This window comes from Demequina sp. NBRC 110056 (genome assembly GCF_002090155.1).
Classification (GTDB): domain Bacteria; phylum Actinomycetota; class Actinomycetes; order Actinomycetales; family Demequinaceae; genus Demequina.
Genome location: NZ_BBRM01000002.1, coordinates 65,728 through 92,402, shown reverse-complemented (window position 1 = coordinate 92,402; position 26,675 = coordinate 65,728). Strand labels below are relative to the sequence as shown.

27 protein-coding genes are annotated in these 26,675 nt (G+C 73.6%); 11 read left to right on the top strand and 16 right to left on the bottom strand.

What is annotated here, in order from left to right; all coding sequences use genetic code 11:
* Window positions 1-85: 85 nt before the first annotated feature.
* From holA to leuS, 5 genes are all read right to left on the bottom strand, one after another.
* Window positions 86-1,069, bottom strand: a complete 984-nt coding sequence (holA, locus tag B7K25_RS00440) for a DNA polymerase III subunit delta (RefSeq protein WP_084103258.1) — start codon at window positions 1,067-1,069, stop codon at window positions 86-88.
* 4 nt (window positions 1,070-1,073) lie between these two features.
* Window positions 1,074-3,470 (bottom strand): ComEC/Rec2 family competence protein, encoded by a 2,397-nt coding sequence (locus B7K25_RS00435; protein ID WP_084103257.1) that lies wholly within the window; start codon window positions 3,468-3,470, stop codon window positions 1,074-1,076.
* Entirely contained in the window at window positions 3,467-4,228 is a 762-nt protein-coding gene (locus B7K25_RS00430) for a ComEA family DNA-binding protein (RefSeq protein WP_234988010.1), read from the bottom strand. The genes B7K25_RS00435 and B7K25_RS00430 overlap by 4 nt, the downstream gene beginning before the upstream one ends.
* 110 nt (window positions 4,229-4,338) lie before the next feature.
* Window positions 4,339-5,202, bottom strand: a complete 864-nt coding sequence (locus B7K25_RS00425) for a DegV family protein (protein WP_084103256.1) — start codon at window positions 5,200-5,202, stop codon at window positions 4,339-4,341.
* Window positions 5,203-5,237: 35 nt separating this feature from the next.
* Window positions 5,238-7,742, bottom strand: coding sequence for a leucine--tRNA ligase (gene leuS / locus B7K25_RS00420; protein WP_234988009.1), 2,505 nt, complete (start codon window positions 7,740-7,742; stop codon window positions 5,238-5,240).
* 536 nt (window positions 7,743-8,278) lie between these two features.
* Between leuS and B7K25_RS00410 the strand changes: the two genes are divergently transcribed.
* Together B7K25_RS00410 and B7K25_RS00405 are read left to right on the top strand one after the other, a co-directional pair.
* The gene (locus B7K25_RS00410; protein ID WP_144018780.1) at window positions 8,279-9,661 is read left to right on the top strand and encodes an SH3 domain-containing protein; all 1,383 of its coding nucleotides are present in this window, start codon (window positions 8,279-8,281) and stop codon (window positions 9,659-9,661) included.
* Between the two features lie 401 nt (window positions 9,662-10,062).
* Complete coding sequence (locus tag B7K25_RS00405) at window positions 10,063-11,337, top strand: M15 family metallopeptidase (RefSeq protein WP_144018779.1); 1,275 nt, start codon at window positions 10,063-10,065, stop codon at window positions 11,335-11,337.
* On the opposite strand, the gene B7K25_RS00400 is transcribed toward B7K25_RS00405, so the two are convergent.
* From B7K25_RS00400 to B7K25_RS00390, 3 genes are read right to left on the bottom strand one after another with little or no spacing between them, the layout of a single operon-like run.
* On the bottom strand, window positions 11,321-12,157 hold the full coding sequence (locus tag B7K25_RS00400; RefSeq protein ID WP_084103251.1) for a transglutaminase family protein: 837 nt from the start codon (window positions 12,155-12,157) through the stop codon (window positions 11,321-11,323). The genes B7K25_RS00405 and B7K25_RS00400 overlap by 17 nt on opposite strands.
* Complete coding sequence (locus tag B7K25_RS00395) at window positions 12,154-13,077, bottom strand: alpha-E domain-containing protein (protein WP_084103250.1); 924 nt, start codon at window positions 13,075-13,077, stop codon at window positions 12,154-12,156. Before B7K25_RS00395 ends, B7K25_RS00400 begins: the two co-directional genes overlap by 4 nt.
* Window positions 13,071-14,711: a circularly permuted type 2 ATP-grasp protein gene (locus B7K25_RS00390; protein WP_084103249.1), complete on the bottom strand. Its 1,641-nt coding sequence runs from the start codon at window positions 14,709-14,711 to the stop codon at window positions 13,071-13,073. Before B7K25_RS00390 ends, B7K25_RS00395 begins: the two co-directional genes overlap by 7 nt.
* Window positions 14,712-14,894: 183 nt before the next feature.
* Here B7K25_RS00390 and B7K25_RS00385 point away from each other — a divergent pair, with 183 nt between their 5' ends.
* The 9 genes from B7K25_RS00385 (at window position 14,895) to B7K25_RS00345 (ending at window position 21,355) form a co-directional block, all read left to right on the top strand.
* Entirely contained in the window at window positions 14,895-15,467 is a 573-nt protein-coding gene (locus tag B7K25_RS00385) for a PH domain-containing protein (protein ID WP_084103248.1), read from the top strand.
* Between the two features lie 94 nt (window positions 15,468-15,561).
* On the top strand, window positions 15,562-16,059 hold the full coding sequence (locus B7K25_RS00380; protein WP_234988008.1) for a molybdenum cofactor biosynthesis protein B: 498 nt from the start codon (window positions 15,562-15,564) through the stop codon (window positions 16,057-16,059).
* Window positions 16,056-16,484 (top strand): molybdenum cofactor biosynthesis protein MoaE, encoded by a 429-nt coding sequence (locus B7K25_RS00375; protein ID WP_084103247.1) that lies wholly within the window; start codon window positions 16,056-16,058, stop codon window positions 16,482-16,484. Before B7K25_RS00380 ends, B7K25_RS00375 begins: the two co-directional genes overlap by 4 nt.
* Window positions 16,481-17,491: a GTP 3',8-cyclase MoaA gene (gene moaA / locus B7K25_RS00370; protein WP_084103246.1), complete on the top strand. Its 1,011-nt coding sequence runs from the start codon at window positions 16,481-16,483 to the stop codon at window positions 17,489-17,491. The genes B7K25_RS00375 and moaA overlap by 4 nt, the downstream gene beginning before the upstream one ends.
* Window positions 17,492-17,529: 38 nt before the next feature.
* Window positions 17,530-18,156 carry a hypothetical protein gene (locus B7K25_RS00365; protein ID WP_084103245.1) on the top strand — a complete coding sequence of 209 codons (627 nt, stop codon included), beginning with the start codon at window positions 17,530-17,532 and terminating at the stop codon, window positions 18,154-18,156.
* Window positions 18,157-18,250: 94 nt separating this feature from the next.
* The gene (locus B7K25_RS00360) at window positions 18,251-18,652 is read left to right on the top strand and encodes a molybdopterin-binding protein (protein WP_084104468.1); all 402 of its coding nucleotides are present in this window, start codon (window positions 18,251-18,253) and stop codon (window positions 18,650-18,652) included.
* A 107-nt stretch (window positions 18,653-18,759) separates the two neighbouring features.
* Window positions 18,760-19,470: a molybdate ABC transporter substrate-binding protein gene (gene modA / locus B7K25_RS00355; protein ID WP_084103244.1), complete on the top strand. Its 711-nt coding sequence runs from the start codon at window positions 18,760-18,762 to the stop codon at window positions 19,468-19,470.
* Window positions 19,467-20,264 carry an ABC transporter permease gene (locus tag B7K25_RS00350; RefSeq protein ID WP_371328269.1) on the top strand — a complete coding sequence of 266 codons (798 nt, stop codon included), beginning with the start codon at window positions 19,467-19,469 and terminating at the stop codon, window positions 20,262-20,264. Before modA ends, B7K25_RS00350 begins: the two co-directional genes overlap by 4 nt.
* Window positions 20,261-21,355 carry a sulfate/molybdate ABC transporter ATP-binding protein gene (locus tag B7K25_RS00345; RefSeq protein ID WP_084103242.1) on the top strand — a complete coding sequence of 365 codons (1,095 nt, stop codon included), beginning with the start codon at window positions 20,261-20,263 and terminating at the stop codon, window positions 21,353-21,355. Before B7K25_RS00350 ends, B7K25_RS00345 begins: the two co-directional genes overlap by 4 nt.
* A 7-nt stretch (window positions 21,356-21,362) precedes the next feature.
* Here the strand turns inward: B7K25_RS00345 and B7K25_RS00340 are convergent, their stop codons facing one another.
* Genes B7K25_RS00340 through B7K25_RS00310 form a run of 8 tightly spaced genes read right to left on the bottom strand, consistent with a single transcriptional unit; the run spans window position 21,363 to window position 26,670 of the window.
* The gene (locus B7K25_RS00340; RefSeq protein ID WP_084103241.1) at window positions 21,363-21,596 is read right to left on the bottom strand and encodes a MoaD/ThiS family protein; all 234 of its coding nucleotides are present in this window, start codon (window positions 21,594-21,596) and stop codon (window positions 21,363-21,365) included.
* Entirely contained in the window at window positions 21,596-21,847 is a 252-nt protein-coding gene (locus tag B7K25_RS13470) for a DUF6457 domain-containing protein (protein ID WP_144018778.1), read from the bottom strand. The genes B7K25_RS00340 and B7K25_RS13470 overlap by 1 nt, the downstream gene beginning before the upstream one ends.
* Window positions 21,848-21,904: 57 nt before the next feature.
* Complete coding sequence (locus B7K25_RS13465; protein ID WP_144018777.1) at window positions 21,905-22,468, bottom strand: molybdenum cofactor guanylyltransferase; 564 nt, start codon at window positions 22,466-22,468, stop codon at window positions 21,905-21,907.
* Window positions 22,465-22,941, bottom strand: coding sequence for a cyclic pyranopterin monophosphate synthase MoaC (moaC, locus tag B7K25_RS00330; protein ID WP_084103240.1), 477 nt, complete (start codon window positions 22,939-22,941; stop codon window positions 22,465-22,467). Before moaC ends, B7K25_RS13465 begins: the two co-directional genes overlap by 4 nt.
* Window positions 22,938-24,128 carry a gephyrin-like molybdotransferase Glp gene (gene glp, locus B7K25_RS00325; RefSeq protein ID WP_234988007.1) on the bottom strand — a complete coding sequence of 397 codons (1,191 nt, stop codon included), beginning with the start codon at window positions 24,126-24,128 and terminating at the stop codon, window positions 22,938-22,940. Before glp ends, moaC begins: the two co-directional genes overlap by 4 nt.
* Window positions 24,121-24,888 (bottom strand): HesA/MoeB/ThiF family protein, encoded by a 768-nt coding sequence (locus tag B7K25_RS00320; protein ID WP_084103238.1) that lies wholly within the window; start codon window positions 24,886-24,888, stop codon window positions 24,121-24,123. Before B7K25_RS00320 ends, glp begins: the two co-directional genes overlap by 8 nt.
* Window positions 24,869-25,558, bottom strand: coding sequence for a sirohydrochlorin chelatase (locus B7K25_RS00315; protein WP_084103237.1), 690 nt, complete (start codon window positions 25,556-25,558; stop codon window positions 24,869-24,871). Before B7K25_RS00315 ends, B7K25_RS00320 begins: the two co-directional genes overlap by 20 nt.
* Window positions 25,555-26,670 carry a uroporphyrinogen-III synthase gene (locus B7K25_RS00310; RefSeq protein WP_234988006.1) on the bottom strand — a complete coding sequence of 372 codons (1,116 nt, stop codon included), beginning with the start codon at window positions 26,668-26,670 and terminating at the stop codon, window positions 25,555-25,557. Before B7K25_RS00310 ends, B7K25_RS00315 begins: the two co-directional genes overlap by 4 nt.
* Between the last annotated feature and the right edge of the window lie 5 nt (window positions 26,671-26,675).

Sequence of the window (26,675 nt, the reverse complement as noted above, 5' to 3'; positions counted from 1 at the left end):
CCTCGCTCAGCTCAAGCCCCGACACGCCGCTGGCGTGGTCGGGGCTTCTGCTTTCCCCGGTGGAGGCGGCGTGCGCGGGACTGCGTCAGCCGCTCGCGAGCTGCGCGATGGTGCGCACGGCTCGCTCCAAGGCGAAGGCCGGCGCCCGGCCCGCACCCTTGATCTCCGCATCCGCCTGGGCGACCACCTCGATCGCCTGGCCGAGCGTCTCGGCGTTCCACCGCCGCAGCTCGCGGCGGGCACGGTCGACCTGCCAGGGCGGGACCCCGAGGTCGCGTGTGGGGTCCAATCCCCTGCCGCGAGAGGCTCCCACCTTGGCCAGCGTGCGGAGCTTGGCGGCGAGCGCCGCGTTGAGCGGGACGGGATCGACGCCGGCGGCGAGGGCGTGCCTCACGAGGGACACCGCCTCCTTGGCGTCGCCAGCCACCGCGGCATCGGCGACGGAGAAGGCGGTGGCGTTGACTCGAGTCCCGTAGTAGCGCGTCACCGCGTCCGCGTCGATCGTGCCCTCGACGTCGCCGATCAGCTGCTGACAGGCGGCGGCGAGCTCGGGCAGGTCCGGGCCGACGGCGTCGACGAGGCGGCGCACCACGGCCGCCTGCACAGGGCGCTTCGCGCGCTCGAACTCCGCGGCAGCGAAGTCCGCGAACTCGCCGTCGCGCTTGACCGCCGGGCAGGTGTACTCCGGCACTCCGCCCTTGCGCAGCGTGTCCAGCAGCTTCTTGCCGCGCACCCCTCCGCCGTGGCGGATCACGACGACGACGTCCTGCTCCGGCGCCGCCGCGTACGCGAGCGCGTCGGACAGGAACGCGTCGTTCATCGCCTCGGCGCCCTCGACCACCACCAGTCCGGGCTCGTCGAACAGCGACGGGCTCGCCGCCGCGAGCAGCGCGCCAGACGTGTAGGCGCCGGCGTCGAGCGTGGTGGTCGCGATGCCCGCGCCCATCGCGTGATGGATGCGTTCGACGGCGCGCGAAGCCAGCAGCGCCTCGGGCCCGCTCACGAGGACCAGCGGGGCGGGCTTGGCGCGGTGCCAGGTGGCCTCGGGAGCGCGGGAGCGTGGCGGCATGGCACTAGCGTGCCACGTCGGTCGGACACTCGGACCACGCGATCTCGCCTGCATCACGCGCGACCGCGACGGTGCCGCACGTGTCCGTGCGGAGGATCACCGCGTCCGCGCCGTAGAGGCGGAGCGCCTCCGGGGACGGATGGCCGTAGCGGTTGTCGGCGCCGGCGCTCACGAGCGCCACCTGCGCCCGCACGAGCGACGCCAAGCGCGGGTCCTGGTCGGCCGAGCCGTGGTGCGCCACCTTCACCGCGTCGACCGTCACGCCATCCCCTAACGCGTCGGCGACCTCCGCCTGGCCCCGCGACTCGAGGTCGCCGAGAGCGAGCACCGTCGCACCTGCGGCGGTCCCGAGCACGGCGATGCTCGCGTCGTTGCCCTCGGTCCCCGCGTCGGCGTGAAGGCGGCTGACCACCGTGATCGCCACGGTGCCGCGAGTCGCCGTCGCGGCGAAACGTGGGGTGCTCACGCCCACCCCTTCCATACTCAGCAGAGCGGTCGAGCGCGCATCGCGAGAGCCGGCCCCGACCCACGCCTCGTCGACCCGTGCGACGGCGAGGACGCCAGCGACACCCCCGTCGTGGTCGGCGTGTGGGTGCGTGACGACGAGCAAGGGCACCGCCACCACACCATGCGCGTCGAGGCAGGCACGCGCGGCCGTCGCCGATGGGCCCGTGTCGATCACCACCGCGCTCGAGGGTCCGGCTCGGAGCAGCAGCATGTCCCCCTGGCCGACGTCGCACGCGACCACGTCCCAGCGAGGCAGCACAGGGTCGCCCGTCGGGCCGGCGGAGATCCCCGCCACGAGGCTCGCGCTCGCGACCACCGCCGCGACGGCCGCCAGCGCCCGACGGGTCCTCGCCGGGCCCGGCAGCTGCATCGTCGCCATGATCGCGCCCGCCAGCACGAGCCCCGCGAGTGCCGCTCCCGCGGGACCTGCGGGCCAGTCCAGGCGCGCACCGGGTGCGCTCGCCGCGACGCGAGCGACCAGATCGATCGCCCCGACCACGACCCCACCCAGGTCGGCGAGCAGCTGACCCGCTGCGAGGCTGACGGGAGCGACCAGGAGCGTCAGCAGCCCGACCAGCATCGCGGGCAGGACGGCGACGCCGGCGACGACGTTGGCGGGCACGGTGTAGGGCGCCAGTACGGGTTCGATCAGGACGAGGATCGGGTGCACCGCGAGGGATGCGGCGAGAGGGATGGAGGCGACGCGCGCGAGGCCAGGCGGCACCTTCCTCGCCATGGCTCGGGCGAGGACCGGCGCCCACAGCACGATCGCCGCGACGGCGCTCACCGACATCGCGAAGCCATACGAGGCGGCGAGCGTGGGGTCGAGGATCAGCAGCGCGATCATGCCCGCGCACAGCGCCGCGAGCCCGCGAGCCGGTCTTCCCCACGCAGCGCCGAGCGCCACGGCGCACGCCATCGCGAGAGCCCTCACCACGGAGGGCTCGTGGCCGACGATCGCGGCCAGCCCGAGGGCAACCCCGAGCAAAACCGCCGCCCGCGCCATGCCGCGCGCCCTCACGGCGCCGAGGGCCGCGGCCATCGCGCCCAGCACGACGGCGAAGTGGGCCCCGGACACGGCGGTGAGGTGCGCGAGCCCGGCGGTGCGGACGTCCGCGACCTGCGACGGCGGCATCGACGTCGTGTCTCCCACGATGATCCCGCGCAACAGCCCGCGTGTGCGCGGCTCGAGGTGCTCGGTGGCCGCGGCGAAGGAGATCCGCCAGCCCGTGAGCACGTCCGGATCCTCAGGCCGCACCTCGCGAGGCCGCCACATGACGGCCTCCTCGCCGTCGGCGCGCGACACGCTGCCGCCCACCTCGTACACGGCGCCGCGCACGGCCGCGTGGTCGAGGACGACGGAGAGCCCGCCGCCGCGTCCCGCGGCGCACGGTGCCGCGTCGCAGGCGGCTTCCCATCGCACGACCGCCACGGGGACCATCCAGCCAGCGTCGCCTCCCCGGGGTCGGGGCTCGCCGTCCACGCGCACCGTCGCGGTGATGCTCTCCGCGCCCGCCATCGCCGCGGCGCTGGCCTCGCTCACACCCGAGCGCGCGGTCGAGACCGTTGCGATCGCCGCCACGACGAGCGCCACGAGCGCGCAGGTGGGCCCCGAGAGCGCCGCCCTTCGGACGACGCGGGACCTGCCGCGGTCGCTCTCACGGCGCACCGCGGCGCGCTGCCCTTGCGCCGACGCGTGCCGCCGGTGCCGCACGGGCGCGGAACCGGCGAGGCTCAGCTTCGCGCTGGTCACAGCGCCGGCCGCCACTCCCGCCAGCACCGCCAGCGCGGCGACTGCCCACGCCAGCCACGGCGCGCCGTGGGTGGCCGCGGCGGCCCCGCACCATGCCGCCGCGGCCACGGGGACGAGGCGCGCATCGTGAAGGGTGCTCACACCTGGACGAGCCCCTCCCAGCCCGCCACCATCGCGGGACCGACGCCGCTGACGCGCTGCACGTCTTCGACGCTCTGGAAGGGGCCCTGGGCGTCACGGTCGGCGACGATGCGGCCGGCCAACACCGGACCGACGCCGGGCAGCTCCTCGAGCTCCTCGGCGCTCGCGGAGTTGAGGGACACCAGGCCTCCGCCTGCCGGCTCCTCGCCTACCGCGGGCACGCTCACGTGCTCTCCGTCGACCGCCGCTCGCGCCAGGTTCACGCCCGTCAGATCGGCCTCGGCGGTCAGTCCGCCGGCGGCCTCGACGGCGTCCGCGACCCGCGCGCCTGCGCCCACCTCGACGAGTCCGGGACTCGCGACCGCGCCGCTGACCTGGATCACCAGCGCTCCCCCGTCGGTCCCCGTCAGAGCGAACGGCGACGGCGTGGGCATCGAGGTGTGGAGCGCGGCCTCGGGCCCGCCCGGCACCGTCGCGGTGACGCGCTCCGTCATCCACAGCCCGACGCCCCCAGCCACCAGGATCGCGAGGGCCGCCGCGACCGCGGTGCGACCGCGCACGAGCAAGCGGGCGCCGCTCGCAGCGTCGGGGATCTCGCGGCCGTACGCGGCCTCGTACGCGCGAGCCGCCGCTCGCGCGGCGCTCTCACGCCAGTGGGCGCCGCCGTCCCCTGCCTCGGCGGGCTCCGGCGCCGGTGCGGGGCCCTCCCGATCGGGACCGTCCTCCGACGTCGACGCGGTGCGCGCTGTCTCGCTCATGCGCCCGACGGTAGGGACGATGCGCTCGCCGGGTCAGCGGGGTCCGTCGGGGACGTGGACGGCGATCGGGGTGTCACGTCCTGGGGACGCGGAGACCTGAAGGGTCGCTCCTAGGCGATGCCCTCGGGCAGATCCACCACGACGGCCGCGAGCGTCCCGGGTCCGGTGTGCGTCGCCAGCACCGCGCTCACTGGGGTGCGCACCAGCATCGCCAGGTGCGGATGCCTCGCCTCGAGCGCGCGGGCTGCCTCGTCGCCGTACTCTCCCTCGCCGAGCACCATGACGGCCGCCGCCGGGTTCGCCATCCTCGCGACGGCCCTCTCGGCGCGCGCGAGGACCGCCGCGCGTGCCCGGTGGGTGGAGCGCACGCGCTCGATCATCGCCACCTCGCCGCGGTCCATCTCGAGCACGGGCCGCACACCGAGCACCTTGCCGACCGCCGCGATCGCGGGAGACACCCGTCCGCCGCGGCGGAGGAACTCGAGGGTGTCGACGGTGAAGGTGACGCTCGCCGAGTCGCACACGCCTCGCGCCGCCGCGACCACGTCGTCGACGGCGCCGCCACGCCGCGCCACGGCCGCTGCGGCGAGGGCGGCGAAGCCCGTGCCCATCGCGAGCGTGCCGCTGTCGATCACGGTCACCTGCACGTCCACGGCGCTCGCGGCAGCCTCCGCACCGTTGACGGTCCCCGACATCTTCCCCGAGATGAGGATCGCGACGACGTGGTCCGCCCCGTCCCGTGCGGCATCTCCGAACGCCTGCTCGAACTGCGCGACCGACGGCTGCGACGTGGTCGCGGCGGCTCCCGAGGAGAGGACCTGCAGCACCTCCTCGGAGGTGATCTCCTCGCCCTCGAGACGCGCCTCACCCTCGACGATCACGTGCAGCGGCACCACGCGGATGCCCCACTTCGCCGCGAGCGCTGGGGGCAGCGACGCGGCGGAGTCCGTGACGACGGCGACGTGACCGGTCATACGGCCGACACTACTCACGTTGACGAGGCGCGGCCTCAGACCGTGACGATGTTCACGAGCCGGGGTGCGCGCACGATGACGGTGCGGACCGCGGCGCCGTCCATCGCGCGCACGACACCCGGCGCGGCGAGCGCCAGCTCGCGCAGCTCGTCCTCGCCGATGCCCGGAGGCACCTCGAGGCGGTCGCGCACCTTGCCCTTGACCTGCACGACGCACGTGACGGTCTCCTCGACGAGCAGGGACTCGTCCACGGCCGGCCAGCCCGCGCGCGCGACGTTCTCGTGGCCGAGCATCGACCACATGTCCTCGGCGACGTAGGGAGCGAAGAGGCTCAGGAGCACCGCGACGGCCTCCGCTGCCTCACGGACGGCGGGGTCGGCCGGGCCGGCGCCGGAGTCGATGGCCTTGCGGGTGGCGTTGACGAGCTCCATGGTGCGCGCCACGACCACGTTGAAGCGGAAGCCCTCGACCAGGTCTGCGCAGTCGTGCAGGGTGCGGTGAGTGACGGCACGCAGCGCGGCGTCGCCCGTCGCAGGGTCGACGCCAGGCGAGGAGTCGACGTCGCGAGCGAGGCGCCAGGCACGGGCGAGGAACTTCGCCGAGCCTGCGGGCGACACGTCCGCCCAGTCGATGTCGTCCTCGGGGGGACCGGCGAAGGACATCGTCAGGCGCACGGCGTCGACGCCGAACTCATCGAGCTGCTCCGACAGGCGCACCAGGTTGCCGCGCGACTTCGACATCGCGGAACCGTCCATCTGAACCATGCCCTGGTTGAGCAGCGCGCTGAAGGGCTCCTCGAAGTCGATCATGCCCATGTCGTGCAGGGCCTTGGTGAAGAACCGCGCGTACAGCAGGTGCAGGATCGCGTGGGTGACGCCGCCGACGTACTGGTCGATGGGCGCCCACCTCTTCGCCTCGTCGAGGTCGAACGGACCGTCGGTCTTGCCCGGCGACAGGAACCGCAGGAAGTACCAGGACGAGTCGACGAACGTGTCCATCGTGTCCGTGTCGCGCGTCGCGGCGCCGCCGCACGACGGGCAGGTCGTGTTGACCCACTCGGTCGCGGCGCCCAGCGGCGAGGTGCCCTTGGGCTTGAGGTCCAGGCCCTCGGCCGGGGGCAGCTCGACGGGCAGCTGGTCGTCGGGGACGGGGACCTCGCCGCACGCCTCGCAGTGCACGATCGGGATGGGCGTGCCCCAGTAGCGCTGACGCGAGATCAGCCAGTCGCGCAAGCGGTAGTTGGTCGACGCCTCGCCCACGCCGTCGCCGGCCAGTCGCTCGACGACGGCAGCGATCGCCTCGGCCTTCGACAGCCCGTCGAGGTCGCCGGAGTTGATCAGCGTGCCGTCGCCCGCGGCGGCGACGCCGGACGTCGCCGGGTCCTCCACGGGCTCGCCGTCCTCGCCACGCACGTCGAGCACCAGGCGGACCGGCAGCGACATCGCGCGAGCGAAGTCGAGGTCGCGCTGGTCGTGCGCCGGGACGGCCATGATCGCGCCGTGGCCGTAGTCGGCCAGGACGTAGTCGGATGCCCAGATCGGCAGCCGCTCGCCGTTCACCGGGTTCACGGCGTAGCGCTGCAGGAACACGCCGGTCTTGGGGCGTTCGGTGCTGAGCCGGTCGATCTCGCTCGCGGCCTTGACCTGCTCGACGTACGAGGAGAACTCGTCCTGGACGGACGCCTCGGCGCCCTCGGCCAGCTCGGCGGCGAGGTCGGAGTCCGCGGCGACCACCATGAAGGTGGCGCCGTGCAGCGTGTCCGGACGGGTCGTGTAGACGTGGACGGGCTCCTCGCGGCCTTCGATGGCGAACACCACGTCCGCGCCGGTAGAGCGCCCGATCCAGTTGCGCTGCATGGCGATGACCTTCGAGGGCCACGTGTCCGCGAGCGTGTCGAGGTCGTCGAGCAGCCGGTCGGCGTAGTCGGTGACCTTGAAGTACCACTGGTTGAGCTTCTTCTTGGTGACCGGGGTGTCGCACCGCTCGCACAGCCCGCCCACGACCTGCTCGTTCGCGAGCACGGTGAGGTCCTTGGGGCACCAGTTGACGTTCGAGTGCTTGCGGTACGCGAGGCCGCGCTCGTGCAGGCGCGTGAAGATCCACTGGTTCCAGCGGTAGTAGTCCGGACGGTGCGTGGCGAGCACGCGGTCCCAGTCGAACGAGCACGCGTAGCGCTCCATCGAGGTCCGCTGCTGCGCGATGTTGTCCTCGGTCCAGCCGCGCGGGTCGAGCCCGCGCTGGATGGCGGCGTTCTCCGCGGGCAGGCCGAACGAGTCCCACCCGATGGGGTGCAACACGTTGTAGCCGCGCTGGATCCAGTACCGCGCGATCACGTCGCCGAGCGCGTACGCCTCCGCGTGGCCCATGTGCAGGTCGCCCGAGGGGTACGGGAACATGTCCAGCACGTACTTCGTCGGGCGCTCGTCTGCGGCGTCGCCGCTGCGGAAGGGCTGCGTCTCCTGCCACACGGGGAGCCACCGCTCCTCGATCACGCGGAAGTCGTAGCGGTGCTCGTCGGTCTCGGGGCTCGCGGAAGTCACCAGAGGATTCTATCGGCGCTGGGCACGCGCGCTCCCCCGCGCGGGAGACGCGCGCGCCCGCGTCGCCGCGACGACCCCGAAGGGCCGATGCGCTCGCCGGCTTCCGTGCCGTCGTGCCTGGTGGTCGTGTCATCGGTCACACAGGCTTCAGCGCCGGTCCCGAGCGGCCGATAATCGCGGTGTACGCCCCCCGTGACCTACGCACCCGCAGCTGAGGGGCGGAGCACATCGAAGGAGTTCGCACCATCCACGCTCGCAGCCCGAAGTCCCTGGCCGCCGCGGCAGGCGCGCTCCTGCTCGCCGCGACCGTCCTGCTGGGCGCTGGGCCCGCGCACGCCGCCGACCCGGGCGACGAACCCTCGCCCACGCTCGCCGGGACCGCCTCGCCGTCTTCCGAGCCGACCGCTTCCCCGAGCACCGAGCCGAGCACTGCTCCGAGCACCGAGCCGACGCCCTCGGCGACGCCCGAGCCGAGCGTGACGCCGAGCTCGACTCCGACCGCCACACCGACTCCGGCCCCGACGCCCGAGCCCACGGTGGCTCCGAAGCCGGAGGCGACGCCCGAGGTCGAGGCTCCCCTCGACGAGCCCATCCCCTCCCTCAGGACGCTGGCCGCGCCCGTGCCCGCGACCGCATCGGCCCTGTCCACCCTCGCCGCGCCCACGATCACCTTCACGGACGTGTCGAGCCGCGTGGGAAGCGCCTCCTACACCCACTTCACCAAGGAGATCGCGTGGCTCGCCCAGTCGGGCGTGACGCGCGGCTGGCTGCTCGACAACGGCAAGCGCGAGTTCCGCCCGACCGCGTCGGTCGCGCGCGACGCGATGGCGGCGTTCCTGTACCGCTACGCCGGCCAGCCCGCCCACTACGCGCCCTCGCGGTCGCCGTTCCTCGACATCTCCTCGCGCACCGCCTTCTACCGCGAGATCACCTGGGCCTCGGAGTCCGGGATCTCGACCGGCTGGAAGGTCAGCGGCGGGCACGACTACCGCTCGCAGAGCGCGATCACCCGCGAGGCGATGGCGGCGTTCCTGTATCGCTTCGCGGGATCGCCGAAGGTGACGCTGCCCTCCCGCTCTCCCTTCCGCGACGTGCCGACGTCGTCGCAGTTCTACAAGCAGATCGTGTGGCTGGCGCAGACGGGCGTGTCCACCGGCTGGCGCACCGACCGCGGCGCGGAGTTCCGGCCGGACGAGTCGATCAGCCGGGAGGCCATGGCGGCGTTCCTGTACCGCCTGGACCGCGCGGGCATCGGCTACTCCCCCGCGGGCACCGTCGGCCCGCTGCTGCGCCACTCGACGCTGTACGTGTACGGCGCCTCGACGCTCAACGTCCGCTCCGGCCCGTCGACCGGCAACGCGGTGGTCACACGGCTGTCGTCAGGCACCGCGGTCACCCCGACGGGCAAGGTCTCCTCCGGCGGCTGGATCGAGATCGTGGTGGACGGCGCGCGTGTGTGGGCCTCGGGCCACTACCTCGCCGGCGGCGACGGCGCCGCGGTGAGCCGGATCAAGGCGACGTACTCCAACGGCGTGATCCCCACCTCGCACCTGTGCGCGCTGTCGTGGGACAAGGCCGAGCTGCTGCTGTGCTCCGCCGCGGCCGACCTCGAGCGACTCAACTCGACGTTCAAGTCCCGCTACGGGCGCAACATCCCCATCAACGACGCCTATCGCACCTACGACGAGCAGGTCGCCGCCCGCGTGGTCCACGGCAACCTCGCCGCGATCCCTGGGACGTCGAACCACGGCTGGGCGGCGGCGATCGACATCGCCGGAGCGTCCCTGCCCGGCGGGTACGACGGCGCCGCGTACCAGTGGCTGCTGCAGCAGCTGACGGGCTACAACTGGAAGCTGCCGACCTGGGCGCGGCCCGGAGGGTCCAAGCCCGAGCCGTGGCACTTCGAGTACACGGGCTGACCCGCTCGCGCTGACAAGCGCACGGCGCCGTGTGATGCTGAGTGCATGGCACCGCGCGAGTGCCATCGAGCGCCCGCGCGGCACGGCGGCGGCGTGCGCCGCCGGGACGGGAACGGCTCATGCGGTGGGGGCGACCAGGCGCGAGGCGCCGAGCGGGTGCGACGGCATCCGCGGGTGCCCTGTGCGCGCTGCTGATGCTCTCCGCGCCCGCTGCCGCGCATGCGGCCGCCGACGCTGACGGCGAAGCCGCGCCCGGTGCGCTGGCGCCCCTCGACGCGAGCGCGGATGCGACCTCCCCCGCTCCCAGCCCGAGCCCTGCGCCCGATCCCTCCGCGGTGCCGGACGAGGCGCCGAGCCCTGCGACCTCGCCGACACCCACGCCGTCAGCAGCTCCACCGACGGTGACACCCGCTCCGACACCTCCAGCACCCACGCGTCCCAGCGCCACCCCGCGTGCCGAGCCGACGTCACCGCGTGCGCCGGCCCCGGGAGACCAGGAGCCCGTCGCGAGCCCCACCGCCGAGCCGGCGACGGAAGGCGAGGAGGATCCGAGCGCATCGGCCCCTCGCCCGGACACGGCGACACCACTGCCCCCGAGGACCACCTTCCTCGACGTCTCCTCCGACCCGGAGGACGCCGCGTACTCGCCCCAGGGCGAGGCGATCGAGTGGCTCGCGTCGATCGGCGCTGGCCTCGGGTGGGGGCTCGCCGAGCAGGCCGCGCGCTTCGAGCCGGACTCGCCCGCGACCCGCGCGGACCTGGCCGCCTTCGCCTACAGGGCCGCGGGGCTGCCCGTGCACGTCCTGGCGGCGGAGCCGCCGTTCGAGGACGTCGCCCTCGAACACCCCGCGCTCACGGAGATCTCGTGGCTGGCCTCGCGGGACGCTGCTGGCGACGGCGCTACCTTCGCACCCGACGATCCGGCGTCGACAGGAGACGCCGCCGTGGCGCTGCATGCCCTCGCGGACGGGCCTCGGGTGGTGCTCGCGCCCGGGCTGAGCTTCGAGGAGGTGCCGGCGCGCTCAGAGTTCGCGGATGCCACGGAGTGGCTCGTGACGCTCGGGATCGAGGTGCCGCTGCCGGACGGCGCCGAGGACGAGGCGTTGCTCGCACCGCTGTCCCGCGGCGAGCTCGCGAGCCTGCTGTTCGAGGCGATCCAGGCGGGTGTGGTGCTCGACGTCGCGCCATCGCTGGCGGACGCGCTCGGCGTGCCGGACGCTCCCTCGACGCTCGAGGGCCAGAGCAACGGGCGCGTCGCCGACGGCTCGCTGTGCGCGCTGTCGTGGGCCCCGCAGCTCCGCCTCAACTGCCCCGCGGCGGCGGACCTCGAGACCCTCAACGCGGGGTTCGAGGAGCTCTTCTCGACGGACATCCCCGTGTCGGACGCCTATCGAGACCTCGCCGGACAGTGGCGTGCGAAGGCCGCGCACGGGCGCATGGCCGCCACCCCCGGCACCTCGATGCACGGGTGGGGCGCGGCGATCGACCTCGACGTGGGCGGGCTGCCCGGCGGCTTCTCGGGAGACGCCTACGCCTGGCTGATAGCGAACGGGCCCGCGTACGACTGGGCGCTCCCGGGCTGGGCGTCGCCGTGGGGAGCGAAGCCAGAGCCGTGGCACCTCGAGCACGGCGGGACGGTGCCCGCCGACTCCCCGGCGGTCACGACACCTGAGTGACCGACACCGTGACGTCGAGGTCCTCGGTGGACCCGGCCACGACACCCGACAGCGGCGGGATGTCCGAGTACTCGCGAGCCCGTCCCACGATGACGTGGTGGTCGCCCACCTCGCGGTCGTTCGTGGGGTCGAAGCCCGTCCACTCCCCCGTCCACCACTCGACCCACGCGTGCGACTCGCCGTTGACGGTCTCGCCGACGGCCGCGTCGCGCTTGGGGTGCAGGTAGCCGGACACGTAGCGGGCGGGGATGCCGATCTGACGCAGCGTGCCCGCGGCGAGCTGGGCGAAGTCCTGGCACACGCCCGAGCGCGCCTCCCACGCCTCGCGCGCCGCCGTGTGGACGGAGGTCGCGCCCGGCACGTAGCGCATCTGGTCGTGCAGGTGCTCGCAGAGCGCACGTGCCGTGGCGTCGGGTGACAGCTTGTGCGAGGCCTCTCGGGCGTACTCCGCGAGCTCCTCGGGCGGGTCGGTCATCGCCGAGTTGTCGAGGTACTCGCACAGCAGGTCCTGGAACTTGGGGCCCTGCAAGGTGTCCCACGAGGCGCGCTCGGCGCGAGCGGGCTGCGCGAGGATCTCGACCAGCGACGATCCCACGACCGTGAGGCTGCGGTGCGGCTGGAGGACCTCGAACGCCATGACGTCGCACTCCCAGTAGTCCCGGTACGTGGTCGACCACGTCATGGGAGACACGTCCACCTTCGAGTCGAGGACGCGCTGGCGCGGCAGCCAGGCCGGCATCAGGCGGGCCTCGTTGTACGAGGACACGACCTCCGCGTCGTAGCGGAAGTGGGTACGGTGCTCGATCTTGAGCGTGGTCACAGCGCCTCCTGGTTCCACGTGACGGTCGCCGCGGGCAGGAAGTAGCGGTCGCGGATGAGGTCCGATGCGGTCGCGCACGCCCGCTGCACCTCGTGCATCTGGGTGACGAGGTCGTCGAGGATGTCGCGCACGGGGCTGTACTCGAGGTTGGTGCGGGCACGGCCGAGCGCGAGCCGCGCGCGGCCCGCGAGCGCGCGGTTGGACTCCGAGCCCTCGATCTGGCTGAGGATGGATTCCGCGCGGTCGAGGTTGTACGCGATCGAGCGCGGGAACAGTCGGTCGATGAGCAGGAACTCCGCGGCGCGCTCCTCGGTCACGAGCGCCCGGACGGTGCGCAGGTAGGCCTCGTGCGCCGAGCAGGTGCGCAGCAGCGTGGTCCAGTTGGGTCCCGTCGTGCCCTCGAGGCTGCGGGTCATGAGCAGGCGGGCGATCATGTCGGCCCGCTCGAGCGAGCGGCCCAGCTCCATGAAGTGCCACGCGTCGTCGCGCGAGGTGGTCGCGCTCGACAGGCCCCACACGACGGCGGCACGTTCGCGCACCCAGACGAAGTACTCGTGGGGACGCGAGGCGCGGCTCCAGCGCCGCAGGTCCATGCGGGTGGTGTTCAGCGACTCCCACACCTCGGTCGAGATCACCTCGCGGGCGCGGCGCGCGTTCTCGCGCGCGGCGGCGAGCGTGCCGGCGATCGAGGTCGCGGAGTCGTCCTCGAAAGCGAGGTGGCGCAGCACGTCGCCGCGCGACACGGGGCCGTCCACCGGGCAGCTCATGACGGACAGCAGCGATGCGTTGGCGCTCGGCTCGTCGACCCACGGGTCCTCGAGCAGGACGTTGAGGTGGACGTCGAGGAGGCGGGCGGTGTTGTCCGCGCGCTCGACGTAGCGTCCGATCCAGAACAGCGACTCCGCGATGCGGCTCAGCATGACGCCTCCTCGGCCGGGCCGTCGGGATGGGTCGCGGGTTCCGCGCTTGGCTGCTCGCGCTGCTGCTGTTGCTGCTGTTGCTGCTGGCCCGCGACGTAGTCCTCGGGGTGCGCCGTCTGCGGCACCGAACCGATCCCGCCGAACTCCACACGCGCCTCGGGCGGAGGCTGCGTGGACGCCCGGTGGCGCACGCCGCCGAGCACCCACGTGTCCTTCGACCCGCCGCCCTGCGACGAGTTGACGATGAGCTGGCCGCGCTGCAGCGCGACGCGCGTGAGGCCGCCGGGCAGCACCCACACGTCGTCGCCGTCGTTGATCGCGAAGGGGCGCAGGTCGACGTGGCGAGGCTCGAGTCCGTCGTCCGTGAGCGTCGGCACGGTCGACAGCTGGATCACGGGCTGCGCGATCCACCCGCGCGGGTCCGCCGTGATCTGCGCCTTGACCTTGTCGAGCTCCTCGCGCGAGGCCTTGGGGCCGATGGTGACGCCCTTGCCGCCTGCGCCGTCGACGGGCTTGACGACGAGCTCGTCGAGCCGGTCGAGCACCTCCTCGCGCGCATCGGCCTCCTCCAGTCGCCAGGTGTCGACGTTCGGAAGGATCGGCTCCTCGTTGAGGTAGTAACGGATGAGGTCGGGCATGTACGTGTACATGAGCTTGTCGTCCGCGACGCCGTTGCCGATCGCGTTGGCGATGGTGACGTTGCCCAGGCGGGCCGCGTTGACGAGTCCAGGTGCGCCGAGCGAGCTGTCGGGGCGGAACACCACGGGGTCGAGGTAGTCGTCGTCGACGCGCCGGTAGATGACGTCCACGCGGCGGCGGCCGGCGGTGGTGCGCATGTAGACGCGGCCGTTGACGGTCTCGAGGTCGCGGCCTTCCACGAGCTCGACGCCCATGGTGCGCGCGAGCAGCGAGTGCTCGTAGTACGCCGAGTTGTAGACGCCGGGGGTGAGCACGACGATGGTCGGGTCGTCGACGCCCTCGGGCGCGCACTTGGCGAGCGAGGCGCGCAGGCGGCGGGAGTACTCGAGCACCGGGCGGATGCCCATGGCGCCGAACATCTCCGGGAACATCTGCGACATCGCCCGCCGGTTCGACAGCACGTAGCTGACGCCGGAGGGCACGCGGACGTTGTCCTCGAGCACCCGCCAGATGCCGTGCTGGTCGCGCACCAGGTCGATGCCGGACACGTGCACGCGCACGCCGTTCGCGGGCTCGACGCCGGCGACCGAGCGGTAGAAGTACTGCGACGTCGCGATGAGCCGGCGCGGCACGATGCCGTCCTGCACGCAGTGCTGCGAGCCGTAGACGTCCGCGAGGAAGGCCTCAAGAGCCTTGACGCGCTGCGAGACTCCGGGCGAGATGATCTCCCACTCGTCCGATCCGATGACCCGCGGCACGATGTCGAGCGGGAACGGCCGCTCCTCGCCGGCGTGGTCGAACGTCACGCCCTGCGCAAGGTACGTGTTCGCGAGCGCCTCGGCACGGGAGTACAGGTCGTCGCCCGACATGCGCTCGATCTCCGCGTACACCCGGGCGTAGGGATCGCGCACGCTTCCCTCGACATCCATCGCCTCGTCCCACGCGGCGACAGGCGTGTAGCCGGTCCAGGGGGTCGGATCATCCGTCGATGCCATAGGCCCACGTTAACGGGGGTTCTTTGCGGATGCGTTTCGACGGCGCATCCGCCGCGTGTCCACCCCCTCTTCCGCGAAAGTGGGCCCACTGTGCTCGCCACAAGGCGATTCACGATGAGAGTGGGCCCACTTTCGCGGAAAGGAAGAAGGGTGGCGCGGGCCCACGAGGGCTAGAGTCTGGCTATGGGCTACCCCGAGGATCTGCTCGCACCGAACGAGCGTCTGCTGCTGCACCGCCACCAGCACTGGAAGGTGCTGATCGGCGCGAGCCTGTGGCTCATCGTCATCGTCGTCGCCGCCGTGTTCGGCTTCATCTGGGCGTCCGGCCTCGAGGGCGTCGGCGGCACCGTGGCGACGGGCGCCGTGGCGATAGCCGCCGTCGCGCTGCTGGGCTGGCTGAGCCTCGCGCCGCTCGTGCGCTGGGCGACCACCCACTTCGTGATCACCAACCGAAGGATCCTGTTCCGCACCGGGGTCATCACGCGTACAGGGATCGACATCCCGATCGCCCGCATCGCGTCGATCCAGTTCCGCCACGGCATCATCGACCGCATCTTCCGCACCGGGACGCTGATCATCGAGTCCGCCTCGGACGACCCGCTCGAGTTCGACGACATCCCCGAGGTGGAGCAGGTCCACTCGATGCTCTACAACGAGCTGTGGGACGACCCGCACGACACCCGCTCGGATCGTCGCGACTCGGCCGCACCCGAGGCGCACGACGACCGCGGCACCGACGACCGTCGCGACGCCTGACTCACGCGGTCCTCACGGACGGCGCGAGCCGGCCGCAACACCTCGGAAACCCGCGCCTTCCTACACTGGTCCCGACCGACCGGAGGGAGGAACCGTGGCTGATCTGACAGGCGTCAGCGTCGCCGTCATCACGGTGTCCGACCGCCGCGCGGCCGGCGAGGCCGAGGACACCGCGGGTCCCGCGATCGCCCACTCCCTGGCCAGCGCGGGCGCGGTCGTCACGACATGGCTCGTACCTGACGGCCTCGACTCCGTCCGCACGGCGCTCGACGCGGCGCTCGCCGACGGCGCGCGCCTGGTGGTCACCACGGGCGGCACGGGCGTGGGGCCGCGCGACCTCACCCCCGAGGCGACGAGAGGCGTCATCGACCGCGATCTGCCCGGCGTGCCCGAGCTGCTGCGTCGCGAGGGCTCGACGACGACGCCAGCGGCAGCGCTGAGCCGCGGCCGCGCCGGCGTCACCGCTGGTCCGCACCCCGCGATCGTCGTCAACCTTCCCGGCTCGGAGCGCGCCGCCCGAGAAGGCGTCGCCACGCTGCTGACCGTGCTCCCCCACGCCCTGTCCCAGCTCGAGGGCGGTGACCACGCATGAGCGTCGCGTTCGCACGGATCGCCGATGCGCGCATCGGCCTGGACTCCCACGTCGCCGCCGTCTCGGGTCCCCGCGACGGCGCGGTCGCCACCTTCCTGGGTCAGGTGCGCGATCACGACCCTTCGGTCGCGGGCGAGGTCACCCACCTGGACTACAGCGCACACCCCGACGCCGCGTCAGTCCTCGAGCGCATCGCGAGCGAGGTGAGCGCAGCGGCACCCGAGGACGTCACGGTCGCCGTGTCCCACCGCGTCGGGCTCCTCGCCGTCGGCGACGCGGCGATCGTGGTCGCCGTCGCGAGCGCCCACCGGGCGGCGGCGTTCGACGTGTGCCGCGAGCTGGTCGAGCGCGTCAAGGCCGAGGCGCCCATCTGGAAGCGCGAGATCCTGCGCGACGGCACGCACACGTGGGTGGGCATCTCGTGACGGCGCCGCGGCACCCCGGGCTCACGGACCGCTTCGGCCGCGAGCACCGCGACCTGCGCATCTCGCTCACCGACCGCTGCTCCCTGCGCTGCACGTACTGCATGCCCGCCGACGGCGTGCCGTGGCTGCAACGCGACACCATGCTGTCGACCGACGAGATCGTCCGGATCGCGCGCATCGCCGTGGAGATGGGGATCGACGAGATCCGCCTCACGGGCGGCGAGCCGCTGCTGCGCGCCGACGTCGTGGACGTGGTGTCGCGTCTGGCGAGGCTCGAGGGTCCCGCGGGGCGGCCCGAGCTCTCCCTCACCACCAATGCGCTGCGCCTGCCCGCGCTCGCGGACCAGCTGCACGACGCGGGACTCGTGCGGGTCAACATCTCGCTCGACACCCTGCGCCGCGAGCGCTTCCACGAGCTCACCCGGCGCGACAAGCTCACCGAGACGCTCGCCGGGATCACCGCCGCAGACGCGTCCGGGATGGAGCCCATCAAGATCAACGCGGTGGCCATGCGCGGCGTGAACGACGACGAGATCGTCGACCTCACGCGCTTCTGCGTCGACCACGGCTACCAGATGCGCTTCATCGAGCAGATGCCGCTCGATGCCGGCCACACCTGGGACCGTCAGCAGATGGTCACCGGCGAGGAGATCCTCGCGCAGCTGCGGGCCGAGTGGACGCTGGTCGAACGCTCGGACCGCGGCGCGGCTCCCGCCCGGGTGTGGGACATCGCCGGCACCGCCGCGTCGGTCGGGGTCATCGCGTCCGTGACCGCCCCCTTCTGCGGCACCTGCGACCGCGTGCGCCTCACCGCCGACGGCCAGCTGCGCGCGTGCCTGTTCGCGCGCGAGGAGTCCGACCTGCGCGGCCTCCTGCGCGGCGGCGCCACCGACGAGGAGCTCGCCGACGCCGTCGCCGCCTGCCTGCGCCTCAAGCGCCCCGGCCACGACATCGACGACCCCGCCTTCCTGCAGCCCGACCGGCCGATGAGCGCGATCGGCGGCTGAGGCGCGCGCTCGAGCGACCCCAGGAGCACACTGGTGCGATGGAGGTCGGAGTGCCCACGCCAGGGCCGCTCCCCGCACCCGACGCGACGCGGACCGTCGCTCGGGCGCCGCGCGCTGGACTGCTGGTGGCGGTCGGAACCGTGACCGGCGTCACGTGGGCGGCCGCCCTGCGGGCGTACATGATCGAGCTCGCGGGCCCGGTGTCCACCTTCACCTGGTGGGGCACGTTCGGAGCGATCCTCCTTCCCGGCGCGGTCGCCGGCGGGCTGCTGGGCTGGGCGTGGTCGAGGGCGACACTCGGCAGGCCCAGCGCGTGGTTCGCGCTGGCACCCGCCGTCCTCGCCGTCGCGCCGATGCTCGAGCCAGGAGCGCTCGCCGACCTCCTCACGCAGGGGCTCGGCGGGGGCGCGATCGGGGTGGTGCTCGTGGGCCTCGCCGGCGGCTACGCCCTGGGCTCTCGCGGTCGGCGGTGGGTGAGGCTGCTCGTCGGCGCGCTGTGGGCGCTCGCGCTCGCCGGCTTCGCCGCGACGCCCGCCCTCATCGCCGAGATGCCCGTCACCACGCCCGACGGGGCGTGGCTCGTCGTCCTCGTGGTGGGGCTCATGGCGACGCTCAGCGTGGCCTGCGTCGCGCCCTTCGCACGACGGGCGCGGGTGCGGCCGTGAACTGATCGGGCGGACCTGCATGGCTGCGCGGCGGCGGAGAGTTTGCTGGACGAAGCCCTCGTTCTGACGCAGATGCGCCACTACAGTGGCCTTCATGCCGCATCTGCGAATCTCCGAGGCCGCCGTCCTGACCGGCGTCTCCGACGACACGGTCCGCCGCTGGGTCGACGCGGAAGGCCTCGTCACGGCGGTCGACTCGGCGGGCCGGACGCTGATCGACGGCGAGGACGTCGCACGCCTGGCGCGCGAGCGCGCCCGCGTCGCGACGGACGCGTCCGGCGTGGCCCGGTCCGCTCGCAACCAGTTCGTCGGCATCGTCACGGCCGTCACCTCGGACGCCGTGATGAGCCAGGTCGAGCTGCAGTGCGGACCGCACCGCGTGGTCTCCCTCATGAGCACCGAGGCGGTGCGTGAGCTCGGACTCGTGCCAGGCTCCGTCGCCACCGCCGTCGTGAAGGCCACGACCGTCATCGTCGAGCGCGCTGAGCGCTCGTGACGAGCGCATCGGCCCTGCTCAGGAGGAGCCCGCACACGCCACCCCCTCGTCCAGCGCGCGCGACCTCGTCCCGTCGCGCGACGGCTGGCGCGGCGGCGGTCGCCGCGATGACGCTGGTCCTCGCCGGATGCTCGACGGCGAGCGCGGGAGACGACCGGGTCCTGACCGTCTACGCGGCGGCGTCGCTCACGGACGTGTTCGCGCAGCTCGAGGAGGCCTACGAGGCCGAGCACCCGCACGTCGACGTGGTGGTGGTCCACGGCGGCTCGGCGGAGCTCGCGGCCACCATCGTCGAGGGCGCCCCGGCGGACGTGTTCGCGTCCGCGAACGAGGCACAGATGGAGGCGGTCCAGGAGCTCACCGCCGCGCCGCCGACGATCTTCGCGACCAACACCCTCACGCTCGTGGTCGAGGACGGCAACCCCCTGCGGCTCGCGGGACTCGACGACCTGGCGCGGGAGGACGTCGTGTCCGTCGTGTGCGCCCCGCAGGTGCCCTGCGGCGCGGCCACCCTCGAGCTCGCCGCCGCCGAGGGAGCCACGCTCGCCCCGTCCTCGCAGGAGAGCTCGGTCACCGACGTGCTCGGCAAGGTCGCGGCCGGCCAGGCCGATGCGGGAGTCGTCTACGTCACCGACGTCGCCCGGGCGAGCGGCGTCGAGCAGGTGGAGATCGACGGCGCGGCGGCAGTGGTGAACAGCTACCCGATCGCGCCCATGTCCGGCGGCGAGAGCCTCGACCTCGCCGCCTCCTTCGTCGACCTGGTGCTCGGCGACGCGGGCCAGCGCGTCCTCGCCGAGGCCGGATTCGGATCGCCGTGACCGGGACCATGCCGCGCTGGATGGCGCCCCTCGCGGTGCTCGCCGCGACCGTGGTGCTGCTGCCCATCGTCGCGACGGTGGCGCGCCTCGACTGGTCGCGGCTGCCCGAGCTGCTCACCGCTCCCGCGGCGCTCGACGCCCTGGGCCTGAGCCTCGCCACCGCGGCCATCTCCACGTGCCTGTGCCTGATGCTGGGACTTCCGCTCGGGTACGCGCTCGCGACGTGGCGATCACGGTTCAAGCCCGCCGTGCGGGCGCTCGTGCTCGCTCCCCTCGTGCTGCCGCCCGTGGTCGGCGGCCTCGCGCTGCTCTACGCGTTCGGGCGCCGAGGTCTGCTGGGAGGTGCGCTCGAGGACGCCGGCCTGTCCCTCGCCTTCACCACCGCCGCGGTGGTGGTCGCGCAGACGTTCGTCGCGATGCCGTTCATGGTGCTCGCGACGGAGTCGGCGCTCGGCGCCCAAGCCGGCCACCACGAGGCGCTCGCCGGGACGCTGGGCGCGTCGCGATCGACGACTCTGTGGCACGTCACTCTCCCGGCGCTGCGACCGGCCCTCATCACCGGCACCGTGCTGGCGTTCGCACGGGCGCTCGGCGAGTTCGGCGCGACGCTGACGTTCGCGGGCTCCATGCCCGGCGTGACCCGCACGCTGCCGCTCGAGATCTACCTGCAGCGCGAGACCGACGCGGATGCCGCGGTGGCGCTCGCGGTCCTGCTCGTCGCGGTCGCGGTGACGGTGGTCGCGCTCGCGTACCGGCCGCTGTCCGCACGGACGCCTGCCGGAGCGGGCCGATGAGCCTCGAGGCGCAGGTCACGGTGGCGTCGCGCGGCGTGGACGCGCGCCTCGCGATCGACGCCGGCTCGACGCTCGCGCTCCTGGGGCCGAATGGGTCCGGGAAGTCCACGGTGCTCGCGGCGATCGCGGGCACGGTGCGGCCCGACGCGGGCCGCGTCGCGCTGGACGGTCTCCCGCTCCACGACCTCGACGCGCGGCGCACCGCGTGGACGCCGCCACGTCGGCGCGGCATCGCGCTCGTGACGCAGGGCCACGACCTGTTCCCCGCGCTCACGGTGCTCGACAACGTGGCCTTCGGCGTGCGCGCACGTGGCGTGCGCAGGGCCGATGCGCGGGACGAGTCCCAGCACTGGCTCGCGAGGGCGGGGCTCGGTGACCTCGCGGAGCGGCTGCCGCGCGATCTCTCGGGAGGTCAGGCGCGGCGCGTCGCGATCGTGCGTGCCCTTGCCAGCCAGCCACGGGTGCTGTTGCTCGACGAGCCCTTCGCGGGCGTCGACGTCGAGGCTGCGACCGCGCTGCGCCTGCTCGTCGCCGAGGCTGCCGCGGACGTCACCACCGTGATCACGACCCACGACGCGCTCGACGCGCACCTGCTCGCCTCCGAGGTCGCTGTCCTCGAGACAGGCCGAGTCGTGGAGCAAGGTGTGACGGCGGAGGTGCTCACCCGCCCGCGCACGCGCTTCGCCGCCGCCGTGGCCGGGAGGGTGCTCGTGGCCGGGCGCGCGGCACCCGGCGCTCTCGTCACCGCCGACGGCCTGCGCGTGCCTGCCGACTCCTCCGGCGTACCGGACGGCTCCGAAGCCGTGGTCGCCGTGGCGCCGGCTGCGGTGGGCATGACCGCGCGCACACCGGACTCCTCCGAGCCCACGGCGCTCACCTCCCGGGCGCCGGCTGGCAGAGCGGTCGACACCGGCAAGGCGGGCGATGGCGTGGTGCACGACGTCGTGGCGGCGCTCGAGCCACGCGGCGACGTCGTCCGCGTGCGCGGGCGCCTCCTCGCGGCGGACGTCGCCGTCGCGGATCTCGCGGTCGGCGTCGGCGACGCCGTGCGCTTCACCGTGCCGCAAGGACTCGTCGCCTACCGACCCTGAGCGCCGCTCACCCTCCGGCGAAGGGCGGCAGCACGTCGACGAGCTCGTCGCCGAGGGGGTGCTCGTCGCTCACCCGCTGGCCCGACACCACGATCGCGCATTGGCGCAGCACGCGCGCGAGCTCGTCGCCGTGACGCTCGGCGAGCACCGCGCGCAGGTCGCCGACGGTGCCGGCCTTGACTGTGGTCTGCTCGGTGCCCGCGGCCTCGGCCGCGGCGGCGAACAGCCTGACGGTCGCCATCAGCCGGGCATCTCCTCGCGCCAGCGCCGCGCGAGCTCCTGGGCGGAGCCCCCCGCGTCCTCGAGGCTCGCCCCTTGGGCCACCGCGTAGCCCACGAGGAACGTCGTGACCGGGGCGGCGGGCCGCGCCACGGAGTGCGCGGCCTCGCGGGCGATGTCCAGCAGCGCCTCCACGTCCACGTCGGCCGTGTCGATCCCGAGCTCGCCGGCGAGCGCCTCCACCCATGCCTCGAGCTGCGTCGTGTCGCTCATCGCGTCCTCTCTCCCGTCACCAGTCCATCGTGGCGTGTGTCGCGCGCGGCCGCACCCTCAGGACCACTGCTCGCGCAGCCTGCGGACGTCGTCCCACGTGTCGGCGTCGAGCGACACCCCGGCCGCCACGGGCACACGCGCGATCGTGAGCCGCCGCAGCAGCGAGCGCATCGACGCTCCATCCGGAGAGCTCAGGCGGGCCAGCGCGGACTCGAGAGCCGCACGCTTGTACACCCCGAGCAGCGGCTGGTCGCGGCCGTCCTCATCGACAGCGATCGCGGCCTCGGCCGGCTCGACCGCGGCGAGCAGATCGGGGATCGCCGCCCCGCCGCGAGGCGTGTCGACCGCCAGCACGAGCACCCGGTTCACGCCCCCGGCGAGCGCCTTGAGCCCGGCCGCGATCCCCGCGACGGGACCGCCGCCGGGCGGATCCTCGCGCGTCGAGATCACGCCGAACCGCTCGACGGGCGGGCCGACCACCGCGATCGCCCTCGCCTCGGCCGCGGCGTCGAACGCGTACGACAGCAACGTCCGGCCGCCGATCTCGATGGTGCCCTTGTCGACGCCACCGAGCCGCTCGGCGCGGCCGCCGCTGAGGATGATCGCGTCGAAGGCCGTCATGGCGTGTCGCGGGTCCAGTCGCCGGACTTGCCGCCCTCCTTGGACAGCAGCCGTACCTCGCGGATGCTGGTCGCCTTGTCCAGGCCCTTGACCATGTCCACGACGTTGAGCGCCGCGACGGAGGCCGCGGTCAGCGCCTCCATCTCGACACCGGTGCGGTCGGCCGTCTGCGCGCGGGTCGTGATCCGGACGCCGTCGTCCGTGACGACGGCGTCGACCGTGACGCCGTGCACGCCGATGACGTGAGCGAGCGGCAGCAGCTCGGGGGTGCGCTTCGCCGCCGCGATCCCCGCGATGCGTGCGACGGCGAGGACGTCGCCCTTGGGGACGGAGCCGTCCCTCAGCGACTCGACGACGTGCGGCGCGCACGCCACGAACGCCTCTGCGACCGCGGCCCTCACCGTGGGCTGCTTGTGCGTCACGTCGACCATCCGGGCGTGACCCGCCTGGTCCAGGTGCGTGAACTCGCTCATCGGCTCCACCTCACGATGCTCACCGTATCTCCCGCCTGGACCTCCGCGACAGCCACGGGAACGTCAGCGAGCGCCTCCGCGGACGCCAGGCTCGCGACGAGGTGAGAGCCCGAGCCTCCCGCGGTGGCCGGCTCGACGTGACCCGGGCTCACGAAGCGCACCGGCATGAGCTGACGGCGTTCGGGCGGCGTACGCCAACCGGCGGCGACCACCGCGGTCTCGGTCTCGGGCTCGGCGGTGACGCCTCGGAGCCGCCTGATCATGGGCGCGACGATGGTCGCGAAGCTCACGAGCACGCTCACGGGGTTGCCGGGCAGGCACGCGATGGGCGTGCCGTCGAGCATCCCGAGGCCCTGCGGCTTGCCGGGCTGCATCGCCACCTTCACGAACGCGATGCCGCGGGGCGCGAGCGCCGCCTTCACCACGTCGTAGGCGCCCACCGAGACGCCGCCGGTGGTCACGAGGAGATCCGCGTCGACGTCCGCGAGGCGCTCGAGCAGCGCCGCCGGCTCGTCCGGGACCCGGTCGAGCACCACCGGCGCCGCACCGGCCTCCCGCACGAGCCCCGTGAGCAGGATCGCGTTGGAGTCGTGGATCTGGCCTGGGCCGAGCGGCGCACCGGGGTCCACCAGCTCGTCGCCGGTGGCGAGCACGGCGACCGTCGGAGCCCCGAGCGTCGCGACCTCGCCCACGCCGGCCGCCGCGAGGGACGCGAGACGGGCCGCGGTGAGCTCGACGCCCGCCGGCACCACGATGTCGCCGGCGCGGCAGTCCTCCCCTGCCCGCCGCACGTGGCGACCGGGCTCCACGGCCCGCAGCACCACGACCCGTTCGAGGCCGCCATCGGTGAGCTCCACGGGGATCACCGCGTCGGCCCCGTCGGGCAGCGGGGCTCCGGTCATGATTCGCCATGCCCTGCCCTCAGGAAGGACGGCAGGCGCGGCCCCCGCCGCGGTCTCCCCCGCCACCGTGAGCGCGACGGGACGTCGCTCGGAGGCAGCGCGCGCATCGGCTGCTCGGACGGCATAGCCGTCCATCGCGGAGTTGTCGAAGGGCGGACTGTCGCTCAGCGCCACGTGGTCCGCCGCGGTCACCGCGCCGTGCGCGGCGGCGAGCGCCATCGTGCGCGGCGCGAGCGGAGCGACCAGCGTCAGCGCGTGCGCGACGTGGTCGTCGAGATCACGCACCCGTCGCCTCGGCGGCAGCGACGGCCGGGGCGAGCACGATCTCGCGCCAGCGGCCCGTCCGGGCATCGACCACCGCGAGGGTGCCGATCAACGCGCTGCCCGTGCCGGAGACGATCTTGAGCGCCTCGGTGGCGAGCGCGGCACCCACCTGCCCGCACAGGGTGCCCAGCACTGCCCCTCCCTCGCACGTGTCGAGGTCGGGGCCCGGCTCGTCGGGAAAGAGGTCGCGCATGCGGGACGCGCGCGAGAACACCGTCACCTGTCCGTGCCATCCGCTCACCGCACCCCAGGCGACGGGGATGTCGAGGTCCTCGGCCGCGTCGGCGATCACGTGCCGCGCCGCAAAGGTGTCAGTGCCGTCCACGATCACGTCGTGACCGGCCAGCAGCTCCCGAGCATTCGCGGCGTCGAGGCGCGCGAGCACAGGGCGCACGTCGACGCCCGGCGCGATGAGGCGCAGCGCACGCACGGCCGCGTGGACCTTGGGCCGTCCGACCGCGTCCGGGCCGAAGAGGATCTGGCGGTGCAGGTTCGTCACGGAGACGTGGTCGCCGTCGATCAGGGTGAGGCGTCCGACGCCAGCGGCGGCGAGGTATTGCGCCGCCGGGCACCCGAGGCCTCCTACGCCCACCAGCGCGACCGAGGCGCCCGCGAGGGCGCGCTGGCCGCGTGCCCCGAAGCCGGTCAGCGCGCGCTGGCGCACGAACGGGTCGAGCCCCGCGATGTCGCCGGCGGCGTCGTCAGAGAGCGAGCGCGTCATGGAAACGGTCCGAGATGATCTCCAGCAGCGTGGGGTGCGGCGCGAGAGGCGCCGTCACGAAGTCCGCGCCAGCCTCGTGCAGGCGCTGCTGGAACAGCCCGGGGGCGAGGAGGTAGGACGCGACGGCCACCACCCCATCCTCGCCGTTCGCGCGCGCCGACGCGACCGCATCGGCCACCGACGGCGTCGGCCCGGCCGCGAAGCCGACCCGCACGGGTCCGCCCCACCGGGTCCGCAGCATCTCCGCGGCGGCGTCGGTGTCGGCCTGGGATCGCGGGTCGGACGAGCCTGCTGCCGCGAGCACGAGCGTCGCGTCCTCGGGCACGCCCTCCTCAGCGACGCGGTCGAGGACGATGTCGATGAGCCGGGGGTCCGGCCCGAGCGCCGGCGCTGAGGGGATGTCGACGCGGTCCTTCACCGCCCGCGCGATGTCCACATGCACGTGGTAGCCGCCGGCGAGCAGCAGCGGCACCACCACGGCCGCGGGGCCGCCGTCACGCGCGGGCACGCCGTCGACGATCTCGTCGATCGTGGGCTCCTGGACGTCGACGTAGGCCTCGCGGACCTCGATGTCCATCGCCTCGCGCACCTGGTCCAGCAGCGCACGGATGGTGTCCTGCCCCTCGGGGCTCCTGGTGCCGTGCGCGCAGCCGACGAGGATCGCGCTCATGCGACGCTCACCGCCAGCGCGTATCCGCGCTTCACGACGGTCCGCACGAGGGTCCGCGAGCCCGAGTTCTCGCGCAGGCGGTTGATGGCGGCCTCGACGGCGTGCGGGCCCGCCTGGGCTCCCGGCAGGAGCTCGCTGAGCTGTTCTCGGGTGAGCACGTTGCCTCCGGCCTTCGCGAGGGCCCGGAGGATCTCCAGCCCCGTGGGTGTGAGCGGCAGGACCCGTCCATCGAGGACTGCGGCCGATGCGCGCATGACGAGCGGACCATCGGGAGTCTGGATCCCGGTGTGGTTCTCGCTGTAGTGCTTGACGAGCTCCCTCACGAGGGCTCCCAGACGCCACCTGTCGGGATAGCACGTCGGCAGGTTCACCGCGGCGAACGGCGCGGCCGTCACCGGCCCCACCGAGGCCAGGACCAGGTCGCCGGACGCGACCCGCAGCCGGATCGCGTCGAGCAGACCTGCCTCGCGCACGCCCTCGATCCACGCCTCGGCTCCCGGTGCGGACGTGAAGAGCACGGCGTCGACCCCGCCGCAGGCGGCGTTGTCGATCCACTCGCGGTGCGGGGCCGGATCCGCGGGCGGGCCCCAGCCGTAGATCACGAGGCTCTGGACGAACGCGCCGGCGTCCATGAAGGCCTCGTCGAGGCCGTCCGAGCCGTTGCCGTGGTGCTGGACCGCGATGCGCAGCCCCTCGACGCCCTCGGCGAGCAGGTAGTCGCGCAGCTCCGCCGCGGTCTCCGACTCCGCCACCCAGTCGGCCTCGAGGCCGTTCTGCTGGATCGCGCCGCGGGCCTTCGGACCGCGTGCGATGAGACGGGCTCCTGCCATCGCCTCGAGGAGGTCGTCGGCAAGCCCCGCCGCGTCGGCGGCCTCGACCCAGCCGCGGAAGCCGATTCCCGTGGTGGCGACGACGATGTCCGGCGGGTTCGCGATGAGCGCACGGGTGTCGGCGATGAGCTGCTCGTCGTCGAGGTGCGGGACGGTCGACAGCGCGGGAGCGAAGCGCACCAGGGCTCCTCGGCGCTCGAGCGCCGACGCCAGCTCGCGCTTGCGGCGGTCCGCGGTGATGACCATCACGCACCCCGCCAGCGGCTCCCCAACGTGGCTCACGTCCG